18 protein-coding genes are annotated in these 16,643 nt (G+C 58.5%); 7 read left to right on the top strand and 11 right to left on the bottom strand.

Features of this window, described 5'->3' with window-relative positions:
- The first annotated feature begins 766 nt into the window (after positions 1-766).
- Positions 767-1,537, top strand: coding sequence for an SDR family oxidoreductase (locus ACSFE6_RS06925; RefSeq protein ID WP_435426900.1), 771 nt, complete (start codon positions 767-769; stop codon positions 1,535-1,537).
- A gap of 93 nt (positions 1,538-1,630) precedes the next feature.
- On the opposite strand, the gene ACSFE6_RS06920 is transcribed toward ACSFE6_RS06925, so the two are convergent.
- The 7 genes from ACSFE6_RS06920 to ACSFE6_RS06890 all read right to left on the bottom strand — a co-directional run bounded on the left by ACSFE6_RS06920 (position 1,631) and on the right by ACSFE6_RS06890 (position 6,897).
- The gene (locus ACSFE6_RS06920; RefSeq protein WP_435426899.1) at positions 1,631-2,764 is read right to left on the bottom strand and encodes an AGE family epimerase/isomerase; all 1,134 of its coding nucleotides are present in this window, start codon (positions 2,762-2,764) and stop codon (positions 1,631-1,633) included.
- Positions 2,765-2,929: 165 nt separating this feature from the next.
- Positions 2,930-3,502, bottom strand: coding sequence for a HupE/UreJ family protein (locus ACSFE6_RS06915; protein WP_435426898.1), 573 nt, complete (start codon positions 3,500-3,502; stop codon positions 2,930-2,932).
- Between the two features lie 27 nt (positions 3,503-3,529).
- A complete protein-coding gene (ureG, locus tag ACSFE6_RS06910) occupies positions 3,530-4,144 on the bottom strand; it encodes an urease accessory protein UreG (protein ID WP_435426897.1) in 615 nt (204 codons plus the stop codon).
- 34 nt (positions 4,145-4,178) lie between these two features.
- Entirely contained in the window at positions 4,179-4,853 is a 675-nt protein-coding gene (locus tag ACSFE6_RS06905) for an urease accessory protein UreF (protein WP_435426896.1), read from the bottom strand.
- Positions 4,850-5,350 carry an urease accessory protein UreE gene (gene ureE, locus ACSFE6_RS06900; protein WP_435426895.1) on the bottom strand — a complete coding sequence of 167 codons (501 nt, stop codon included), beginning with the start codon at positions 5,348-5,350 and terminating at the stop codon, positions 4,850-4,852. Before ureE ends, ACSFE6_RS06905 begins: the two co-directional genes overlap by 4 nt.
- Before the next feature lie 271 nt (positions 5,351-5,621).
- Positions 5,622-6,254 (bottom strand): TetR family transcriptional regulator, encoded by a 633-nt coding sequence (locus ACSFE6_RS06895; RefSeq protein WP_435426901.1) that lies wholly within the window; start codon positions 6,252-6,254, stop codon positions 5,622-5,624.
- Between the two features lie 172 nt (positions 6,255-6,426).
- Entirely contained in the window at positions 6,427-6,897 is a 471-nt protein-coding gene (locus ACSFE6_RS06890) for a hypothetical protein (RefSeq protein WP_435426894.1), read from the bottom strand.
- A gap of 378 nt (positions 6,898-7,275) precedes the next feature.
- On the opposite strand from ACSFE6_RS06890, the gene ACSFE6_RS06885 reads away from it, so the two are divergent.
- Entirely contained in the window at positions 7,276-9,345 is a 2,070-nt protein-coding gene (locus ACSFE6_RS06885; RefSeq protein WP_435426893.1) for an AsmA family protein, read from the top strand.
- 76 nt (positions 9,346-9,421) lie between these two features.
- On the opposite strand, the gene ACSFE6_RS06880 is transcribed toward ACSFE6_RS06885, so the two are convergent.
- The 3 genes from ACSFE6_RS06880 to ACSFE6_RS06870 form a co-directional block, all read right to left on the bottom strand.
- The gene (locus ACSFE6_RS06880; protein WP_435426892.1) at positions 9,422-10,132 is read right to left on the bottom strand and encodes a hypothetical protein; all 711 of its coding nucleotides are present in this window, start codon (positions 10,130-10,132) and stop codon (positions 9,422-9,424) included.
- Positions 10,133-10,206: 74 nt separating this feature from the next.
- A complete protein-coding gene (locus tag ACSFE6_RS06875; RefSeq protein WP_435426891.1) occupies positions 10,207-10,971 on the bottom strand; it encodes a hypothetical protein in 765 nt (254 codons plus the stop codon).
- Between the two features lie 227 nt (positions 10,972-11,198).
- Positions 11,199-12,113 carry a LysR substrate-binding domain-containing protein gene (locus tag ACSFE6_RS06870; RefSeq protein WP_435426890.1) on the bottom strand — a complete coding sequence of 305 codons (915 nt, stop codon included), beginning with the start codon at positions 12,111-12,113 and terminating at the stop codon, positions 11,199-11,201.
- A gap of 110 nt (positions 12,114-12,223) precedes the next feature.
- On the opposite strand from ACSFE6_RS06870, the gene ACSFE6_RS06865 reads away from it, so the two are divergent.
- The 3 genes from ACSFE6_RS06865 to ACSFE6_RS06855 all read left to right on the top strand — a co-directional run bounded on the left by ACSFE6_RS06865 (position 12,224) and on the right by ACSFE6_RS06855 (position 14,178).
- Entirely contained in the window at positions 12,224-12,862 is a 639-nt protein-coding gene (locus ACSFE6_RS06865) for an FMN-dependent NADH-azoreductase (protein ID WP_435426889.1), read from the top strand.
- Positions 12,863-13,168: a DMT family transporter gene (locus ACSFE6_RS06860; RefSeq protein WP_435426888.1), complete on the top strand. Its 306-nt coding sequence runs from the start codon at positions 12,863-12,865 to the stop codon at positions 13,166-13,168.
- 119 nt (positions 13,169-13,287) lie between these two features.
- Positions 13,288-14,178 (top strand): lipase family alpha/beta hydrolase, encoded by an 891-nt coding sequence (locus ACSFE6_RS06855; protein WP_435426887.1) that lies wholly within the window; start codon positions 13,288-13,290, stop codon positions 14,176-14,178.
- 89 nt (positions 14,179-14,267) lie between these two features.
- Here the strand turns inward: ACSFE6_RS06855 and ACSFE6_RS06850 are convergent, their stop codons facing one another.
- Positions 14,268-15,155, bottom strand: a complete 888-nt coding sequence (locus tag ACSFE6_RS06850) for a DMT family transporter (RefSeq protein ID WP_435426886.1) — start codon at positions 15,153-15,155, stop codon at positions 14,268-14,270.
- Between the two features lie 96 nt (positions 15,156-15,251).
- On the opposite strand from ACSFE6_RS06850, the gene ACSFE6_RS06845 reads away from it, so the two are divergent.
- Positions 15,252-16,046, top strand: coding sequence for an AraC family transcriptional regulator (locus tag ACSFE6_RS06845; RefSeq protein WP_435426885.1), 795 nt, complete (start codon positions 15,252-15,254; stop codon positions 16,044-16,046).
- Positions 16,047-16,110: 64 nt separating this feature from the next.
- The gene (locus tag ACSFE6_RS06840) at positions 16,111-16,419 is read left to right on the top strand and encodes a PsiF family protein (protein WP_435426884.1); all 309 of its coding nucleotides are present in this window, start codon (positions 16,111-16,113) and stop codon (positions 16,417-16,419) included.
- Positions 16,420-16,643: the final 224 nt, after the last annotated feature.

Here is a 16,643-nt window from a genome sequence, read left to right as displayed (position 1 = left end):
CGGGACCCCCCCCCCCCCCCCCCCGTCCCCCCCCCCCCCCCCCCCCCCTCCCTCCCCCCCCCCCCCCCCCCCCCCCCCCCCCCCCCCACAGAGGGTGATGGTGAGGTTTCGGGGATTGTGGAAAACAATATTCGCAAGCTCCCAAACTGCGACATAAAACCGCTGCAAATCGCTGTTTTGTCACGGTTTTGACTTGTCCCCGTTTGCTGTGGAGCGGGCTGTGAATAACTTGGTGGTAGCTGGCTGAAAGCCTTTTAAACCGTGGCTTACAGTGGTGTGGTTGTTTTTTGATCAGGAGTTTTTCGTGGACTTAAGGTCTGCGTTGTCAACTGTTTTCTTGCAGGCAAAAGCGCCGGAAAAAGGTGTGAACAAGCCTGTGGATAAGTCTGTGATTAAACTCTGGAAAGACGCGGCTGAAGGCCGTGGTTGCTGGCTTGCGGCCATCGTTGATTTGACCGGCCGGTCGGGAAAATGGCCATGGGCTACATGGTAGGCCGATGAGGGTCAAGCGAAAAAGTTTTCAAATCTCTCGCAAAGCCTTGTGGATAGCGGCTTGCGGCTTTTCCACTTGCCCCCGGAATGTGTGGATGGGACTGTGGATAAGGTGCGTGCACATGGCTGCAAGCCACGTTTTATAAAGCGCTGGGCGATTTGGTCGTTTTTTGTACAGTTTGTGAGGTGGTTGCCGGTGTTAGCAAGGCCGGGCATGCTGCCTGCTGATTTTCTATTCCAATGGCTGACCATCGGCCGAAGCAAGGAGAACACGATGTCCAACACCCTGTTTATTACCGGCGCGACCTCCGGTTTTGGTGAAGCCTGCGCCCGTCGTTTTGCCGAAGCCGGCTGGAAGTTGGTGCTGACGGGCCGTCGTGAAGATCGACTCAACGCACTGTGCACCGAGTTGTCGAAGCAAACCGAAGTACATGGTCTGGTGCTGGACGTGCGCGACCGCAAGGCCATGGAAGAGGCCATTGCCAACCTGCCGCCGAGCTTCGCCAAGCTGCGCGGGTTGATCAACAATGCGGGCCTGGCCCTGGGGGCTGATCCGGCGCCCAAGTGCAGCCTGGACGACTGGGACACCATGGTCGATACCAACATCAAGGGCCTGATGTACAGCACCCGCCTGCTGTTGCCGCGCCTGATCGCCCACGGTCGTGGCGCCGGTATCGTCAACCTGGGTTCCGTTGCCGGCAATTATCCGTATCCGGGCAGCCATGTGTATGGCGGGACCAAGGCCTTCGTCCAACAGTTCTCCCTGAGCCTGCGCTGTGATCTGCAAGGCACTGGCGTGCGGGTCAGCAACCTCGAGCCAGGTCTGTGCGAGAGCGAGTTTTCTCTGGTGCGATTTGGCGGTGACCAGGAGCGTTACAACGCCACCTACGCCGGTGCCGAGCCGATCCAGCCCCAGGACATCGCCGACACCATTTTCTGGATTCTCAATGCCCCGGCGCACATCAACATCAACAGCCTGGAGCTGATGCCGGTCAGTCAAAGCTGGGCCGGGTTTGCGATTGATCGCAGTGGTGGCAAGGCGTAAGACCGCATCATGGCCATTCGCGAGCAGGCTCGCTCCCACATTGGAATGCGAAACCCTGTGGGAGCGAGCCTGCTCGCGAACGCTATCTAACGATCAGCGAAGATATTCAGCCAGCCCGGCATAGCAGGTCGCCAGGTGATAAGGCGTTGTCGACGGCATGTCCCGGCGGCTCACCTCACCGTGCTCGTCACGGCATTCATACCAGCCGCCCGCATGCAGCGAGCGCTCCTGCAACGCGCGCAGCTGACGCGCTACCGACGTCTCGCTACTCGGGCGCAGCGTCAACGCGCGAAGGTATTCGGCCTGGGCCCAGATGCGTTGGGTAGCGTCACGGGAACCGCCGTTTGGCCCAAAATCGAGCATGGCTCGCACGGCACCGGTCTGTTGGTCGACGCCCAATTGTTCGGTGAAGGCAAACGCCCGTTCCAGCGAGGCGTGCAGCTTCGAGCCGCGCAGCAGATCAGAGGACTCCAGCAGGAAGTACCACTCGAACTGATGCCCCGGCTCAAACCAGTTATCCACAGCACCCAGGGGTTTCTCCATCAGTACGCTGTGTTGCGGATCGATAAAGCACTTTTGCATGGCTGTGCATAACTCAACCAGCGCCCGCTGCACGTCGAGGTCATCGCGCACCGACAGCGTGGCGAGGAAGGCTTCGGCCAGGTGCATCAAAGGGTTTTGCAGCGGCCCGGTTTCCAGGGTGTTCCAGTCACGATCCACACAGGCCTCGTAGAGGCCGTCGCCGGTGGCGAAACGCCGCGAAATCACTTCCAGGGCGGCGTTGAGCACCGACTCCACCAGTGGCTCGCGAACCTTGTCCCAGTAATGGGCGCAGGAGAACAGGATGAAGGCGTGGGTGTAGAGGTCTTTGCGGGTATCGAGCGGTGCGCCTTGCGGGTCGATGCTATAGAACCAGCCACCATGCTCGGCGTCGTGGAAATGCCGTTGCAAAGAGCGGAAAAGCGCCGCGGCACGCTCTTCAGCGTTCGGCACCTGGCCGATCAGGCTGGCGAACAGATACAGCTGTCGCGCGCAGGCCATGGCCCGGTAACGCTGGGGAGGCAGTGGCAGGTGCCCGGCATCCAGCGCCTCGTACGGCAACGCCATCTCGGCATTCCAGCCCGGGCCTTGCCAGAGTGGCACGATCACGTTCAGAAAGTGCTGCTGCACCGAAGTGAACAGGGCGGTCAGTTCAGGCTGGGAGGCGGAGCGGGAGGCTTGCGGCATTGGCTGGCGTCGTCACGGCAGGGTTGATTGCGCGACATGTTAGCAGGCCTTAGAGATGTGGTGTCTGTCAGGCCGTCTTCGCGAGCAGGCTCGCTCCCACTTTGAAATGCATTCCCTTGTGGGAGCGAGCCTGCTCGCGAAGCGGCCATCACAGGCGCAAAAAAATCAACCCGCCAATAACCAGACTCCAGTCGCCGCCGAAGCCGCGCCCGTCAGTCGCACTAACGGCGCCGCTGCTTGAGGCAGAACACGAACCAGCGCATAACCCACCCCATGCAACAGCGCCGTCGCCGCCACAAACCCGGCTGCAAACGCCCACGGACTCGACATGTCCGGCAATTCCAGCCCGTGCGCCACACCATGGAACAGCGCGAACAATGCTGTCGCAGCCACCGCCAGGCTCAACGGCGGGCGCACTGCCAATGCCACCGCCAGTCCCAACGCCAACACGGATGCCGCAATCCCGCCCTCCAGCGCCGGCAGGTCCAGCCCTTCGAAGCCCAGTAGCCCGCCGAACAGCATGGTGCCGACGAAAGTGCACGGCAGCGCCCAGCGTGCCGCACCTTTCTGTTGGGCCGCCCACAGGCCGACCGCAAGCATCGCCAACAAATGGTCGAGCCCGCCGATCGGGTGTCTGATGCCGGCGATCAAGCCATTGTCGCCGTGTCCCGGGTGGGCGAAGGCAATGGCCGGGGTCAGCAACAGCGCCATGGCGCCCAGAATTCGTTTCAGTGTCATGGTTTGGCTTCCTTGTGAGTAAGTGGATCAGGCCGCCGTCAGCAGCCCCTGGCGTTCGATGAAGGCGATGATCTCTTCCAGGCCCTGGCCGGTTTTCTGGTTGCTGAAGACGAACGGCTTGCCGTTGCGCATGCGCGTGGTATCGCTGTCCATCAAGGTCAGCGACGCACCCACCAGCGACGCCAGGTCGATTTTGTTGATCACCAGCAGATCGGATTTGCAGATGCCGGGACCGCCCTTGCGCGGCAACTTGTCGCCGGCGGAAACGTCGATCACGTAAATCGTCAGGTCGGACAATTCCGGGCTAAACGTGGCCGAAAGGTTGTCGCCACCGGACTCAACCAGAATCAGGTCCAGGCCCGGAAAGCGCCGGTTCAGTTGATCCACGGCTTCGAGGTTGATCGAGGCGTCCTCGCGGATCGCCGTGTGCGGGCAGCCGCCGGTTTCCACGCCGATGATGCGTTCCGGCGCCAGCGCCTGGTTGCGCACCAGAAAGTCGGCGTCCTCACGGGTGTAGATGTCGTTGGTCACGACGGCCAGGTTGTAACGGTCGCGCAGGGCCAGGCAAAGCGCCAGGGTCAGGGCGGTTTTGCCAGAGCCGACCGGGCCGCCGATGCCGACGCGCAGGGGTTGTGTGTTCATGTGGTTCTCCAAAGTAAGGCGGCCAATAAGGGGCTCAGGAACGAAACAGACGGCTGTACTGGCGCTCGTGGGCCATGCACGCCAGGGACAGGCCGAAAGCGGCACTGCCATAGTGTTCGGGGTTGCGGGTGGTGGCGTTCTGCTGGGCCTGCTGCAACAGCGGGACCAATTCGCTGGTCAGGCGCTGGGCAGCTTGCTGGCCCAATGGCAGGGTTTTCATCAGCACCGCCAATTGGTTTTCCAGCCAGCTCCAAAGCCATGCGGCCAACGCATCCTGCGGACTGATCTGCCAGGCACGGGCAGCCAGTGCCCAGCCCAACGCGAGATGCGGCTCGGATTGTTGTTCGAGGAAGGCACGGGCAGTTGCATCCAGCTCCGGCAAACCGTGGAGCAATTGCTGGAGGGAGTAACCCATCTGTCGGCTCTCCTGATGCAACTCGCGGGTCTCCCGGCTGGCGCGATGTTCTTCACAGCGTTGCAGCAGTTCGCCCCAGTGTTCATCCCGAGCAGCCACGCAATGTGCAAGCAGCAGCGGCGCTTCGAAGCGGGCGAGATTGAGCAGCAATTGATCACTGATCCAGCGTCGGGCGCTGTCGGGGTCGTTGACGATGCCGTTTTCCACCGCCATTTCCAGGCCTTGGGAATAGCTGTAGCCGCCAATCGGCAATTGCGGACTGGCCAGGCGAAGCAGTGCCCAGGCGGGGTTCATGGTCGCACGCCAAACTGATGCAGTTTGGGCGGGTAGTTGAAGTCTTCATCGCCATGGCGCGAATGATGATGACCTCCGCCGTAAGCGCCATGTTCCGGCTCGAACGGTGCCTCGATGGACTCGGTGGTGGCGCCGAGTTGTTCGAGCATGGCCTTGAGCACGTAATCGTCGAGCAAGCGCAACCAGCCGTCACCCACCTGCAGGGCGACGTGGCGATTACCCAGGTGATAAGCGGCGCGGGTCAATTCAAAGGCGTTGGCGCAGGTGACGTGCAGCAGTTGCTCGGGGCGGGCGCAAACGCGGACGATGCGCCCGTCTTCGGCTTGCAGGCATTCGCCGTCATACAGTGGCGATTGACCGCGCTCCAAAAACAACCCGACGTCTTCACCCTCGGCACTGAAACAGCGCAATCGGCTTTTGCTCCGCGCTTCGAACGTCAGGTGCAACTCGGCGGCCCAGACGGGTTGAGGGTCGATTCTGCGGTGAATCACCAGCATCGGAAAGCTTCCAGCAATGGACAATGCTGGGGCTAGAGCAAGGGGCTTGCCAAACGGGGTGATGCGTAGGAAATGCCTGAAAGAGCTGTGGGGCGAGGCTTAAAAGGGTACGGGTTTTGAGTGATGTTGGTGCGAGAGGTTTTTGTATTGCACCAATGTGAAGCGATTTGGCTTTTCTGTGGGAGCGAGCCTGCTCGCGAATGGGGCAATACATTCAACACCGATGTTGAATTGGCCGACGCCTTCGCGAGCAGGCTCGCTCCCACAAGGGTTACTCGGTGCTGCCGAGACCTTGCCAGTGTTTGAGGCCGATGAAAATAAAGCGCAATTGCTGGGTGATTTTGGCTTGGGGCGTCAGGTGTTCAGGCAACGCCTCGACCGGTGGATCGATGATCTCCGGCAAGGTGGCGAACACGCTTTTGACAATCAGGTCTGCCATGACGCTCAGGCCGGCGAAGTCCAGGTGTTGCAGCTTGGGCATCAGCGACAGGTCGGCCGCCAGGTCCGAGCTGATGTCTTCGCGCAAACGTCCGATGGCCTGGCGCACTGGAAGAGAACCTCCATATTGCTCGCGGGCAAGAAACAGAAATTGCGAACGATTGGCGCTCACTACATCAAGAAAGATCCGCACGGACGCATCGATGATGCCGCCCATGACGAACTCGTTGTGCCGCACCAGGCGGATGGTTTCGCGGAAGGTCTGGCCGACTTCGCTAACCAGCACCAGGCCCAGTTCATCCATATCGGCGAAATGCCGGTAGAAACCGGTAGGGACAATTCCTGCGGTTTTCGCCACTTCGCGCAGGCTCAGGCTGCCGAATCCTCGGCCGCCTTCCATCAAATGGCGGGCAGCGTCCATCAGGGCGTTGCGGGTTTGTTGTTTCTGTTCGGCGCGGGGCAGCATCGCAAAGGCGTTTTCTGGAGTAGGAGAGCGGCGCACTCTAGCAAATCGGCTTTGCCGGCGTCGAACGACGATAGGGGAGCAAGCGGGGGAGGTGCTGCGTTTACAAAGTGAAGCGCCAGAATGTCAAAAGCCCAATCCGGTGATTGGGCTTTTTTTCAGGGCGGCCATGGGCTTAGCTCATAGTGCTGTTGCGTTCGATAACGCGGTCACCACCACCTTCAGCAAGGGTCTGGCCTTGTGGGGTGCGGTCCGAGCCATCAGCAGCAAGGGTCTGGCCTTGTGGGGTGCGGTCCGAGCCATCAGCGGCAAGGGTCTGGCCTTGTGGGGTGCGGTCCGAGCCATCAGCGGCAAGGGTCTGGCCTTGTGGGGTGCGGTCCGAGCCATCAGCGGCGAGGGTCTGGCCTTGTGGGGTGCGGTCCGAGCCATCGGCGGCAAGGGTCTGGCCTTGTGGGGTGCGGTCCGAGCCATCGGCGGCAAGGGTTTGGCCTTGTGGGGTACGGTCGGAACCATCGGCAGCAACGGTTTGGCTGAACACCGAATGGCTGTTCTTGACTTGTGGAGTGGCTTGGTCAGCTGCCGGCAAAGCGAAAGCAGTACTGGCTAGCATTGAGAGGGTAAGGCTAAGCATCAATTGGCGTTTCATGATGGCGTTGCTCCGTGGCGGTGCGAAAAAGTGGGTACGAAGGCAATGCTACTCTCGATAAGTCGATATAAAAGTTCATAAACGCAATGATAATAATCAACGGAATTGATTGTTCTCTGCAGACCTTGTAAACCGGGGCTTTGCGGTGCACTGGGGTGGGTATTTTCGACACGGTTATGCCGCGCAAAAGTGCGGGTGCGGTAACGCGGGATGCTAAGGAAAAGCATCAAACGAGCGTGTGATTGCGGCAAAATCGGCATTTCGATTAAACCTGCGAACTGTTTTCCAGTCGTAGATTCCATATGGGGCCGGTTCTGGCCCAGCGTTTCTCATGTGCGTCGCGGTCGGGGCGCTCAGTCGTATCAGGAGCCCTGTGCAATGACGCGCACTCACAAGATTCTCGCCTCGACCTTCAGTTGCCTCGTTGTACTGCTGGCGGCGCTGGTACTGATCATCGTGTTCTTCGATTGGAACCGGATCAAACCACCGCTTAATGCCAAGGTATCCGAAGAGTTGCACCGAGCGTTCGCCATCAACGGCAACCTGTCGGTCGTCTGGCGACGCGAACTCGATGAGGGCGGCTGGCGTGCCTGGGTGCCTTGGCCGCATGTGGTGGCCGAAGACCTGAGCCTGGGCAACCCGGACTGGTCGAAGGCTGCGCAGATGGTCACGCTCAAGCGCGTGGAACTGCGGATTTCGCCCTTGGCCTTATTGGCGCGACGTGTGGTGATTCCGCGCATCGATCTCACTGAGCCCAATGCTGAGCTGCAACGTTTGGCCGACGGTCGCGCCAATTGGACGTTCAAGTTCGACCCAAAGGATCCTAACGCCGAACCTTCGCCCTGGGTGGTAGACATCGGTGCTATCGGCTTCGACAAGGGCCATGTCACTCTCGACGACCAGAACCTGAAAACGCAGCTGGACCTGTTGATCGATCCGCTTGGCAAACCGATTCCGTTCAGCGAGATCGTCGGCGACAAAGCCGCGAAAACCGCACAAGAGAAGGGCGCGGCACCGCAGGACTACGCGTTTGGCCTGAAGGTCAAAGGGCAATATCACGGCCAGAAACTGGCGGGCCAAGGCAAGATTGGCGGCCTGCTGGCCCTCCAGGACGCGGCCCGACCGTTTCCATTGCAAGCGCAAGTGCAGATCGCCGACACCCATGTCGAACTGGCCGGCACCCTGACCGACCCGATGAACCTCGGCGCCCTGGACCTGCGCTTGAAGCTGGTCGGTACCAGCCTGGGCAACCTCTATCCACTGACGGGCGTGACCCTGCCCGATACGCCGCCGTACGCCACCGACGGTCACCTGATCGCCAAGCTGCATGAGCCCGCAGGGGCGGTGTTCCGTTATGAGGCGTTCAACGGCAAGATCGGCGACAGCGATATCCATGGCAACTTGAGTTACGTCGCCAGCCAGCCGCGACCCAAGCTCAGCGGGTCATTGCTGTCCAATCAAGTGCTGTTTGCCGACCTGGCTCCGTTGATCGGCGCCGACTCCAATGCCAAACAAAAGGCCCGTGGCGGCGAGAGCAAGCAGCCGGCGGATAAAGTACTGCCGGTCGAAGAGTTCAAGACCGAACGCTGGCGCGATATGGACGCCGATGTCGAGTTCACCGGCAAACGAATCGTCCACAGCGAAAAACTGCCATTCAACGATCTCTACACGCATCTGGTACTCACCGATGGGGTGCTCAGCCTTGAACCGCTGCGATTTGGCGTGGCGGGTGGCAAGCTGGATGCGCTGATTCGATTGAACGGTCGCACGGAGCCCCTGGAGGGCAGTGCAAAACTCACCGCACGCGGTTTCAAGCTCAAACAGTTGTTCCCGACCTTTGAACCCATGAAAACCAGTTTCGGCGAGCTCAACGGCGATGCTGACATTACCGGTCGTGGCAACTCCGTGGTCAGGTTACTGGGGAGTGCCAACGGCAATCTGAAAATGTTGATCAACGATGGCGCCATCAGTCGCGAATTGATGGAACTGGCCGGGTTGAACGTCGGCAACTACGTGATGGGCAAGATATTTGGCGACAAGGAAGTGAAGATCAACTGCGCGGCCGCCGACTTCGACATCAAGACCGGTCTGGCCACCACACGGTTGTTCGTCTTCGATACCGAGAACGCGATCGTATATATCGATGGCACGGCAAATATGGCGACCGAACAACTGGATCTGACCATTACCCCGGAGTCCAAGGGATGGCGTTTGATTTCGTTGCGTTCACCGCTGTACGTGCGCGGTAAGTTCATCAAGCCCGACGCGGGGGTAAAGGCCGTGCCCCTGATGTTGCGCGGGGCCGGGATGGTTGCGCTGGGGGTGATTGCAGCACCGGCAGCCGGGTTGCTGGCCTTGGTGGCGCCAAGTGGAGGGGAGCCGAATCAATGTGCGCCGTTACTGGAACAGATGAAGGCGGGCAAGGCGCCGAAGACGGTGAAAAATTGAGACGTATTCGGGAAAAGTTTGAACGCTTGTGAAGCTGAACTCCGAAAGCGTTCAAACATGAAGTCCGGCGGGTTGTTCAAGGCAAACGGCCAGGTGTTGGGACGTGCAGTATGTCAGTGTTGATGTGGTTGCCGATTTTCTTGATGACTGTCGCTCTGAGATTGTCGTATTGACGTGCATCCAATGAACTTACCAACAGCCATGTATTGGGTTTTCCGTCCGAGATGGCGTTGAGAATGGGTTGGTCAAGAATATCGATGCTGATGCCATTGTTCGTTTTGAATACCACTTGCAAGGTTATGATGCTTGCATTACTGCGAACAATGGTCAGCCGGATTGACGTGGCAATCGATGCTTTCGTTGCTTCGGTGGTATTGGATTCGCCGTCGGCAATAAACGTATTACCTTTAAGTTTATCGACGATGGATTTGATAGCCGGTGATTGGCTGCCTGGCTTTTTCAGTTGCAAAAAGGCGTTGAGTAACTCGTGTTTTTCCTCCTTTGTCAGCGAGTCTCCCGCGCTTGATTCGATAACTCTCCAAAGGCTTGTTGTAGAAAACTCATGGCGCTTGAATTCCCGGCTGTTGGTAATCCAGCCTATTTTTCCAACAGTCTCTACATAGCCAGACCACAACATCTCCCGGCTATCCGAGTGTTTTGAAATTGATGCGAGTTCGCCGAGCAAGCTGGAGTTCAGAATGTCTTTTTTGAACGCCTCGGTGTGTACGCCGCAGAAAATGGTTATGTTTCCGTTTATCAGATAAATGTCGGGTAAGGATGTTCCCATAATAGTGAGTGCTCTGCATGTGTGAAAAGTTTGTTTGGATCGGCAGGGTTTTCCGATCCAAACGTTAACCAATCTTAGAAGTCGGGAAGCTCGTTAATGAATTTTTTACCGACTTCACTGTATTTTTCATACATCGCCATGCGCAGGCTGGCAAACACTTTATTATCGAGGTAGGTTCGCACCGCCCCGGTTTTTATGACGGTTGATTGGCGTGTGGATTTCCAGAACAGAATACCGCGTGTGCTTTCACGTGCATCGAGGGATATACAGTTGAGGACCATATTTGCTTGCGCGTTATTATCGACCCATACTGGGGCGATATCGAATTTTGCCTGCTTGCCAAGTTGGGATCCACGATTGAAGATTTCGATGGCCTGAGGGTTTTTTTGCACGGCATCAACAGCTTGTTTTCCGACGTTTGCCAGAACTTGAGCGGCATTTGCCCCGATCAGTCCCTTGGCAACTTCCAGGGCAACTTGGTCCATCGTCAAGCCAACTCTTTGGATGGTGACCTCTTGCATGTTTTTGTTTTGAATAATCCAGCCCAATTTTTTCAGCCCCTCTACGTAGTATTTGTACCATTCAAATAACTGGGCGTCTTCAGGGTAGAGTTTGGAAGCAGCGTTTTGCATCACCAGTTTGCAAAGATTCACGTCATCCATGGTTTGCTCAGAAACACCAGGAAGAAATGCGTCTATTGTCCCGGGCATTACACTGGCGGTTGGCTTGTCGATGTCGTGTGGCTGCTGGTCGGGAATATCGCCAAATGTCCGGGGTGTAATAATTGATGGTAGTGGTGCCAAAGATTCAATAAATTCAAGTCGTTGTTCTAGTAGCATGATTGTATTCCTTTACTTGACTATTTAAGCAACCATATGGTTGTGTCGTTAGATTAGTTTCATGCAGATAAAAGTACATTGAATTATTGTAACTTGAGGTTCTGGCTTTCTCTTTGAAAGAGGTTATGCGTTGTTTGAAGTGGTGGCGTACTTTTCGTTTAAATTAAACTTTCGTTTTCCGAACTTGTTACCAGTCGCATGCAAGGCATGGATTTAGCCTGAATCGATTAACGCAAGACCTGCCCGGACATCGACGCCTCCTCATGCAACCACGCAAAAAACGCTCGAACCGGTGGATGCCGCTCGCGCCCAGGTACACACAGTGCGCTGTAACCCGCGCCATCCACCTGCACCTCTCCTCGATAGGGCATCAGCAACCCACTGCCCACACTCTCGGACACCAGAATATTGCTCGCCAGCACCAGGCCTTGCCCGGCAATCGCCGCTTGCAAGGCGTAGTGCTCTTCATCGTATTCGCGCACGGCGGGCTGGCCGGCCAGCCAGGTTTCGCCGGACTGTGCGCACCAGGCTTCCCACCCGTGGGCATAGAGTTTGGAGTTGTGCCAGCGCACGCTGATCAGCGTCGGTGTACGAGTTGCGGCCAGGGCCACCTGTTCCGGTGAGCCATAGACGCCGAAGGTTTCGTCGAACAGGCACTGGCCATACAGGTTCGGGTAGTCATCGAGGCTATAGCGCAGCACCAGATCGACGCTGGCGTCCTGGTGCAGGTCGATGACCTCGCAATGGGTGTCGAGTCGCACGCTGATGTTCGGATGGCGGGCGTAGAAGCGGCCCAGTCGCGGCACCAGCCACAGGGCAGCGAAGGCGGCGGTGGTGGAGATCGTCAGGTTCGTGCCGCTGCGTTGCGGGCGCAGGGTGTCGACGCTTTGCGCCACTTCCAGAAACGCGCCGTGCAGGCTGTGGAACAGGCGTTCGCCGCAGTCGGTCAGCCGTACCTGGCGTGGCAAACGCTCAAACAGCGGCACGCCGAGCCAGGTTTCCAGTGAGCGGATCTGATGGGATACCGCCGTCGGGGTTACCGACAGTTCTTCGGCGGCAGCCTTGAAGCTCAGCAGGCGCGAGGCGGATTCAAAGGCGCGCAGGGCGGTCAGCGGCAACGAAGCGAACATTGAAGACTCCATGGATGAAATGGATTCATCCAGACTGATTTTTGCTCAGTTGAAGAGGTGCAGCTTCAAGCTTGAAGCTGCAAGCCACAAGTGGTTTGAGTTTAGTCCTTGAGGAGATTCAGATGAGTAAAATTCTTGCTGTTCATGCCAGCCCACGCGGTGAACGTTCGCACTCCCGGCGTTTGGCCGAAGTGTTTCTTTCGGCTTTGCAGGCGCGTAATCCAAACGCGCAACTGACCCGTCGCGAAGTCGGGCGGGCATTGATTCCACCAGTGAACGAAGCATTCGTTGCTGCCGCGTTTTATCCGGAGCCCGAAGCCAGGCCACTGTCGATGCAAGCCGATCTGGCGTTCAGTGATGAGCTGGTGGGCGAGTTGCTGGGCCATGATTTGCTGGTGATTTCCACGCCAATGCACAACTTCAGTGTCCCCAGCGGCTTGAAAGCCTGGATCGATCAGATCGTGCGTCTCGGGCTCACCTTTAACCACATCCTGGACAACGGTGTGGCCCAGTACGAGCCGCTGGTGCACGGTAAAAAGGCGCTGATCGTCACCAGCCGTGGTGGGTTTGGCTTCGGTCCGGGAGGCGAACTGGAAGCCATGAATCATGCCGATCCACTTCTGCGCACTGCATTGGGCTTTATCGGTATCACGGACGTCACGGTAGTCGCTGCCGAAGGCGAAGAATCCGAGGCTCGCACGTTCGCGGTGTCCGCCGCCGAGGCCGAACAGCGTCTGATCGCGCTGGCCAGGGAGTTCTAAATGGCCTGGCTGTTTTTGCTGATCGCCGCCGGGTTCGAGGTCACCTTCGCCATGGGCATGAAGTACGCCGAGGGCTTTACCCGGCTGTGGCCGTCGTTGATCACGGTGGTAGCGGCAGTGGGCGGGGTGTACTTCCTGACGCTGGCGATGCGTGAGTTACCGGTGAGCATCGCCTACCCGATCTGGACGGCCATCGGTTCGCTGGGCACGGTATTTCTCGGGTTTGCGTTACTGGGCGAAAGCCTGACCGCGGTCAAATTGGTGTCGGTCGGGTTGATCGTGGCGGGGGTGGTGGGGTTGAAGTAAGCGCTGATGCAGAGCGGATGTCATAGACTGGTCGTCGAGTTGTCATCTTCGCTGGCGTAGTTTGGCGGATGTCTTGCATCGCGCCTTGCATCAGCTTTCGACCACAAGGATGTCCGCCCATGTCGCAAGGTTCGGCCACGCGTTATCCGTTGGTGCTGGTCCCGGGAATGCTCGGGTTTGTCCGGCTACTGCTCTATCCGTACTGGTACGGCATCATTCCGGCGTTGCGCCAGGGCGGTGCGCAGGTGTTCGCGGTGCAGGTCTCGCCACTCAACTCATGCGAAGTACGGGGTGAGCAGTTGCTGGCCCGGATCGAAGAAATCCTGCACGAAACCAGGTCCGGGAAGGTCAACCTGATCGGCCACAGCCAGGGTGCGCTGACAGCCCGTTATGCCGCCGCCATGCGACCGGATCGAGTGGCGTCGGTAACGTCTGTGGCGGGGCCCAACCATGGTTCAGAGCTGGCCGATTACCTGCACAAACACTATCCCCACGACAGCGTTAAGGGGCGATTGCTGACATTTTTGGTTCGCATCGTCGGGGCATTGATGAGCCTGCTGGAAACCGGATATCGCGGACCGAAGCTACCGGTGGATATCCATGCGTCCCACCATTCACTGACCACTTCAGGCGTTGCGCTGTTCAATCAACGTTATCCACAGGGGTTGCCCGAGACTTGGGGTGGGCATGGGCCGGAAGAAGTGAATGGCGTGCGCTATTACTCGTGGTCCGGCACCTTGCAACCGGGCAAGACCGATCGCGGGTGCAACCTGCTCGATGGCACCAATCGCAGTTGTCGGCTGTTCGCTAGGACCTTCGTGCGCGAAGCCGGGCATTGCGACGGGATGGTTGGGCGCTACAGCTCGCACCTGGGAACGGTGATTGGCGATGAGTATCCGCTGGATCACTTTGATATCGTCAATCAGTCGTTGGGGTTGGTGGGGAAGGGAGCCGAGCCGGTGCGGTTGTTTGTCGAGCATGCGGCACGACTCAAAGCGGCAGGACTTTAGACCGCGTGATCTTCTTCGCGAGCAGGCTCGCTCCCACATTTGAAATGCATTCCCCCTGTGGGAGCGAGCCTGCTCGCGAATACGTCAGTTCAGGCGACGCTGACCTTGCGGCTCAACACCGTGGTCCAACGCTCGGAAAGAATCACTCCACCCAAGGTCAGCATCCCACCCACCAGGTGATACATCGCCAACTGCTCATGCAGCACCATCGCGGCAATCAGCGCAGTCATCACCGGCAGCAAATTGAAAAACAGCGTGGTCCGGCTTGGTCCCAGACGTACGACGGCCTGCATCCACGCCAATGGCGCCACCATCGAGGCCAACAGGCAGGCGTACAACACCAACGGAATGTTCTGCAGGGTCGGACCGATTTTCGGTGAGGCGAGGAACAGAGGAAACAGCACCAACACAGCCACCAGCACCTGCAGATACAGCAACACCAATGGCGGCAGTTTTAGCTGCCATTTTTTCAGCAGTGTGCTGTAGACCGCGTAGGCCAGTGTGGCGACCAACATCATCGCGTCCCCCAGGTTAACGCCGTGCTCCAGCAGCACGTCGAGGCTGCCGGAAGAGACAACGACCAATACGCCGAAAAACGACAGCACCGCACCCGCCAGTGCGCCGGCGGTCAGGCGCTGGCCGAGGCTGATGATCGCCATGGCCAGGGACATCAAGGGCATCAGCGACAGAATGATGCCCATGTTGGTGGCCGAGGTCAGGGCCGCGGCGAAGTACGCCAGGCTTTGATAGACCGCCATGCCGAGCACGCCGAGGATGAAGATCTTGCCCAGGTTCGGGCGAATGGCCGGCCAGTGGGTGATCACCGGTTTGAGCATGAAGGGCGTGAACAGCAGTCCGGCGAGCAGCCAGCGATAAAAGCCGATCTCGGCGGGGAAAATCGCCCCGGCCGACATTTTCGTGATCACGGTGTTGCCGGCCCAGATAAAAATGGCCAGCAGGGGGTAAGCGTATTGCATCGGGAACAACCAGAACGTTAATGAGCGTTGATTATCCCTTGTCTGGATACAGCCCTATACTTCGATCCAGACAACCCGCCCCTGATTCCGGACAGCATGACCAGTCAACACATCGACCTGCTTGATTTCAGCGAACTGCCGGCCCCGGTGTACTTCCGCTATGCCGATTTCGATGCGCACCGTTTTGCGTCGGCTCACCAGCACCCGTGGGGCACGCTGGAGTATTCGGCCCATGGCGTACTGCACATGGAAATCGGCGGTGGCCGCTTCATGTCGCCGCCACAATACGCGGTGTGGGTGCCGCCCGAGACCGAGCACAGTTTCTACAGCAACCAGCCGATCAACTACCGTGCAGTCTGCCTCGCGCCGGCGCTTTGTCGTGATTTGCCAGCGCAAGCCTGCACCTTGGCCATCAGCGATATTCTCAAAGCCATCCTCAAGGATTTCGCCGCCCGTGACGTGAAAATTCCCGAGCGGGATGCGGATCAGCGTCTGGCCCAGGTGTTGGTGGATCAGTTGAAACAGGCTCCGGTGCATGAGTGCTACCTGCCCTACGCCAGCAGTGCCGGACTGCTCGGTATTCTCGAAGCCCTGCAAAACGAGCCCGGGGATAACCGCCTGCTGGCGGATTGGGCAGCACTCATCCATGTGAGCGAGCGCACCCTGGCGCGGCAGTTTGTCCGCGAACTGGGCATGAGTTTCGGCGAATGGCGCCAGCGCCTGCGGTTTCTCGCAGCCATCGAAGCTCTGGATAACCAGCGCAGCATTCAGGACATCGCCTTTGACCTGGGTTACAGCACAGGCTCGGCGTTTATCGCGATGTTCCAGCGTCAGGCTGGATGCACACCGGAGCAGTATCGACGCAGCCATCTGGAGAGCAGGAAGGTGTAACAGGCTTTGTCTACACTCCAGGGCAAGGCCGCTCCCCTCGGTGCGGCAACAAGGAGAAAACTCCATGAAGATGTTGCGTGTCCCTGTGTTGATGATCGGTTTGCTGCTTTGCTCCCAAGGTTTCGCCGCCACTGAACAACAGAACAAGATGACCACCTGCAACGCCGACGCTTCCGCCAAAAGCCTCAAGGGCGATGAGCGCAAAGCCTTCATGAGCAATTGCCTCAAGGCGACACCTGCCGCCAACGACGCCGGCAAAGCCTTGACCCCGCAGCAGGAAAAGATGAAGACCTGTAATGCCGATGCGGCCACCAAAGCCCTGAAAGGGGATGAGCGCAAGGCGTTCATGAGTGATTGCCTGAAGAAAAAATAAGCATCAACGCGGATGCTGTGGCGGTTGTGAGGGCCCCTTCGCGAGCAGGCTCGCTCCCACAATGGAACGGTGAACACAGAACGTGGGAGCGAGCCTGCTCGCGAAGAGGCCGGTAAAGGCACTACAAAAAACCAAACTGCCCCCGACCAAGGTCGCCCCACACAATCCCTAGTGCTGACACCGGAACGCTGGCAGACTGCCAATCCTTTTACGCCGTTCGTTTT

It is taken from the genome of Pseudomonas baetica, from assembly GCF_051216495.1.
In the GTDB taxonomy this organism is placed as follows: domain Bacteria; phylum Pseudomonadota; class Gammaproteobacteria; order Pseudomonadales; family Pseudomonadaceae; genus Aquipseudomonas; species Aquipseudomonas baetica_B.
This window is presented reverse-complemented; position numbering and strand designations above follow the sequence as displayed.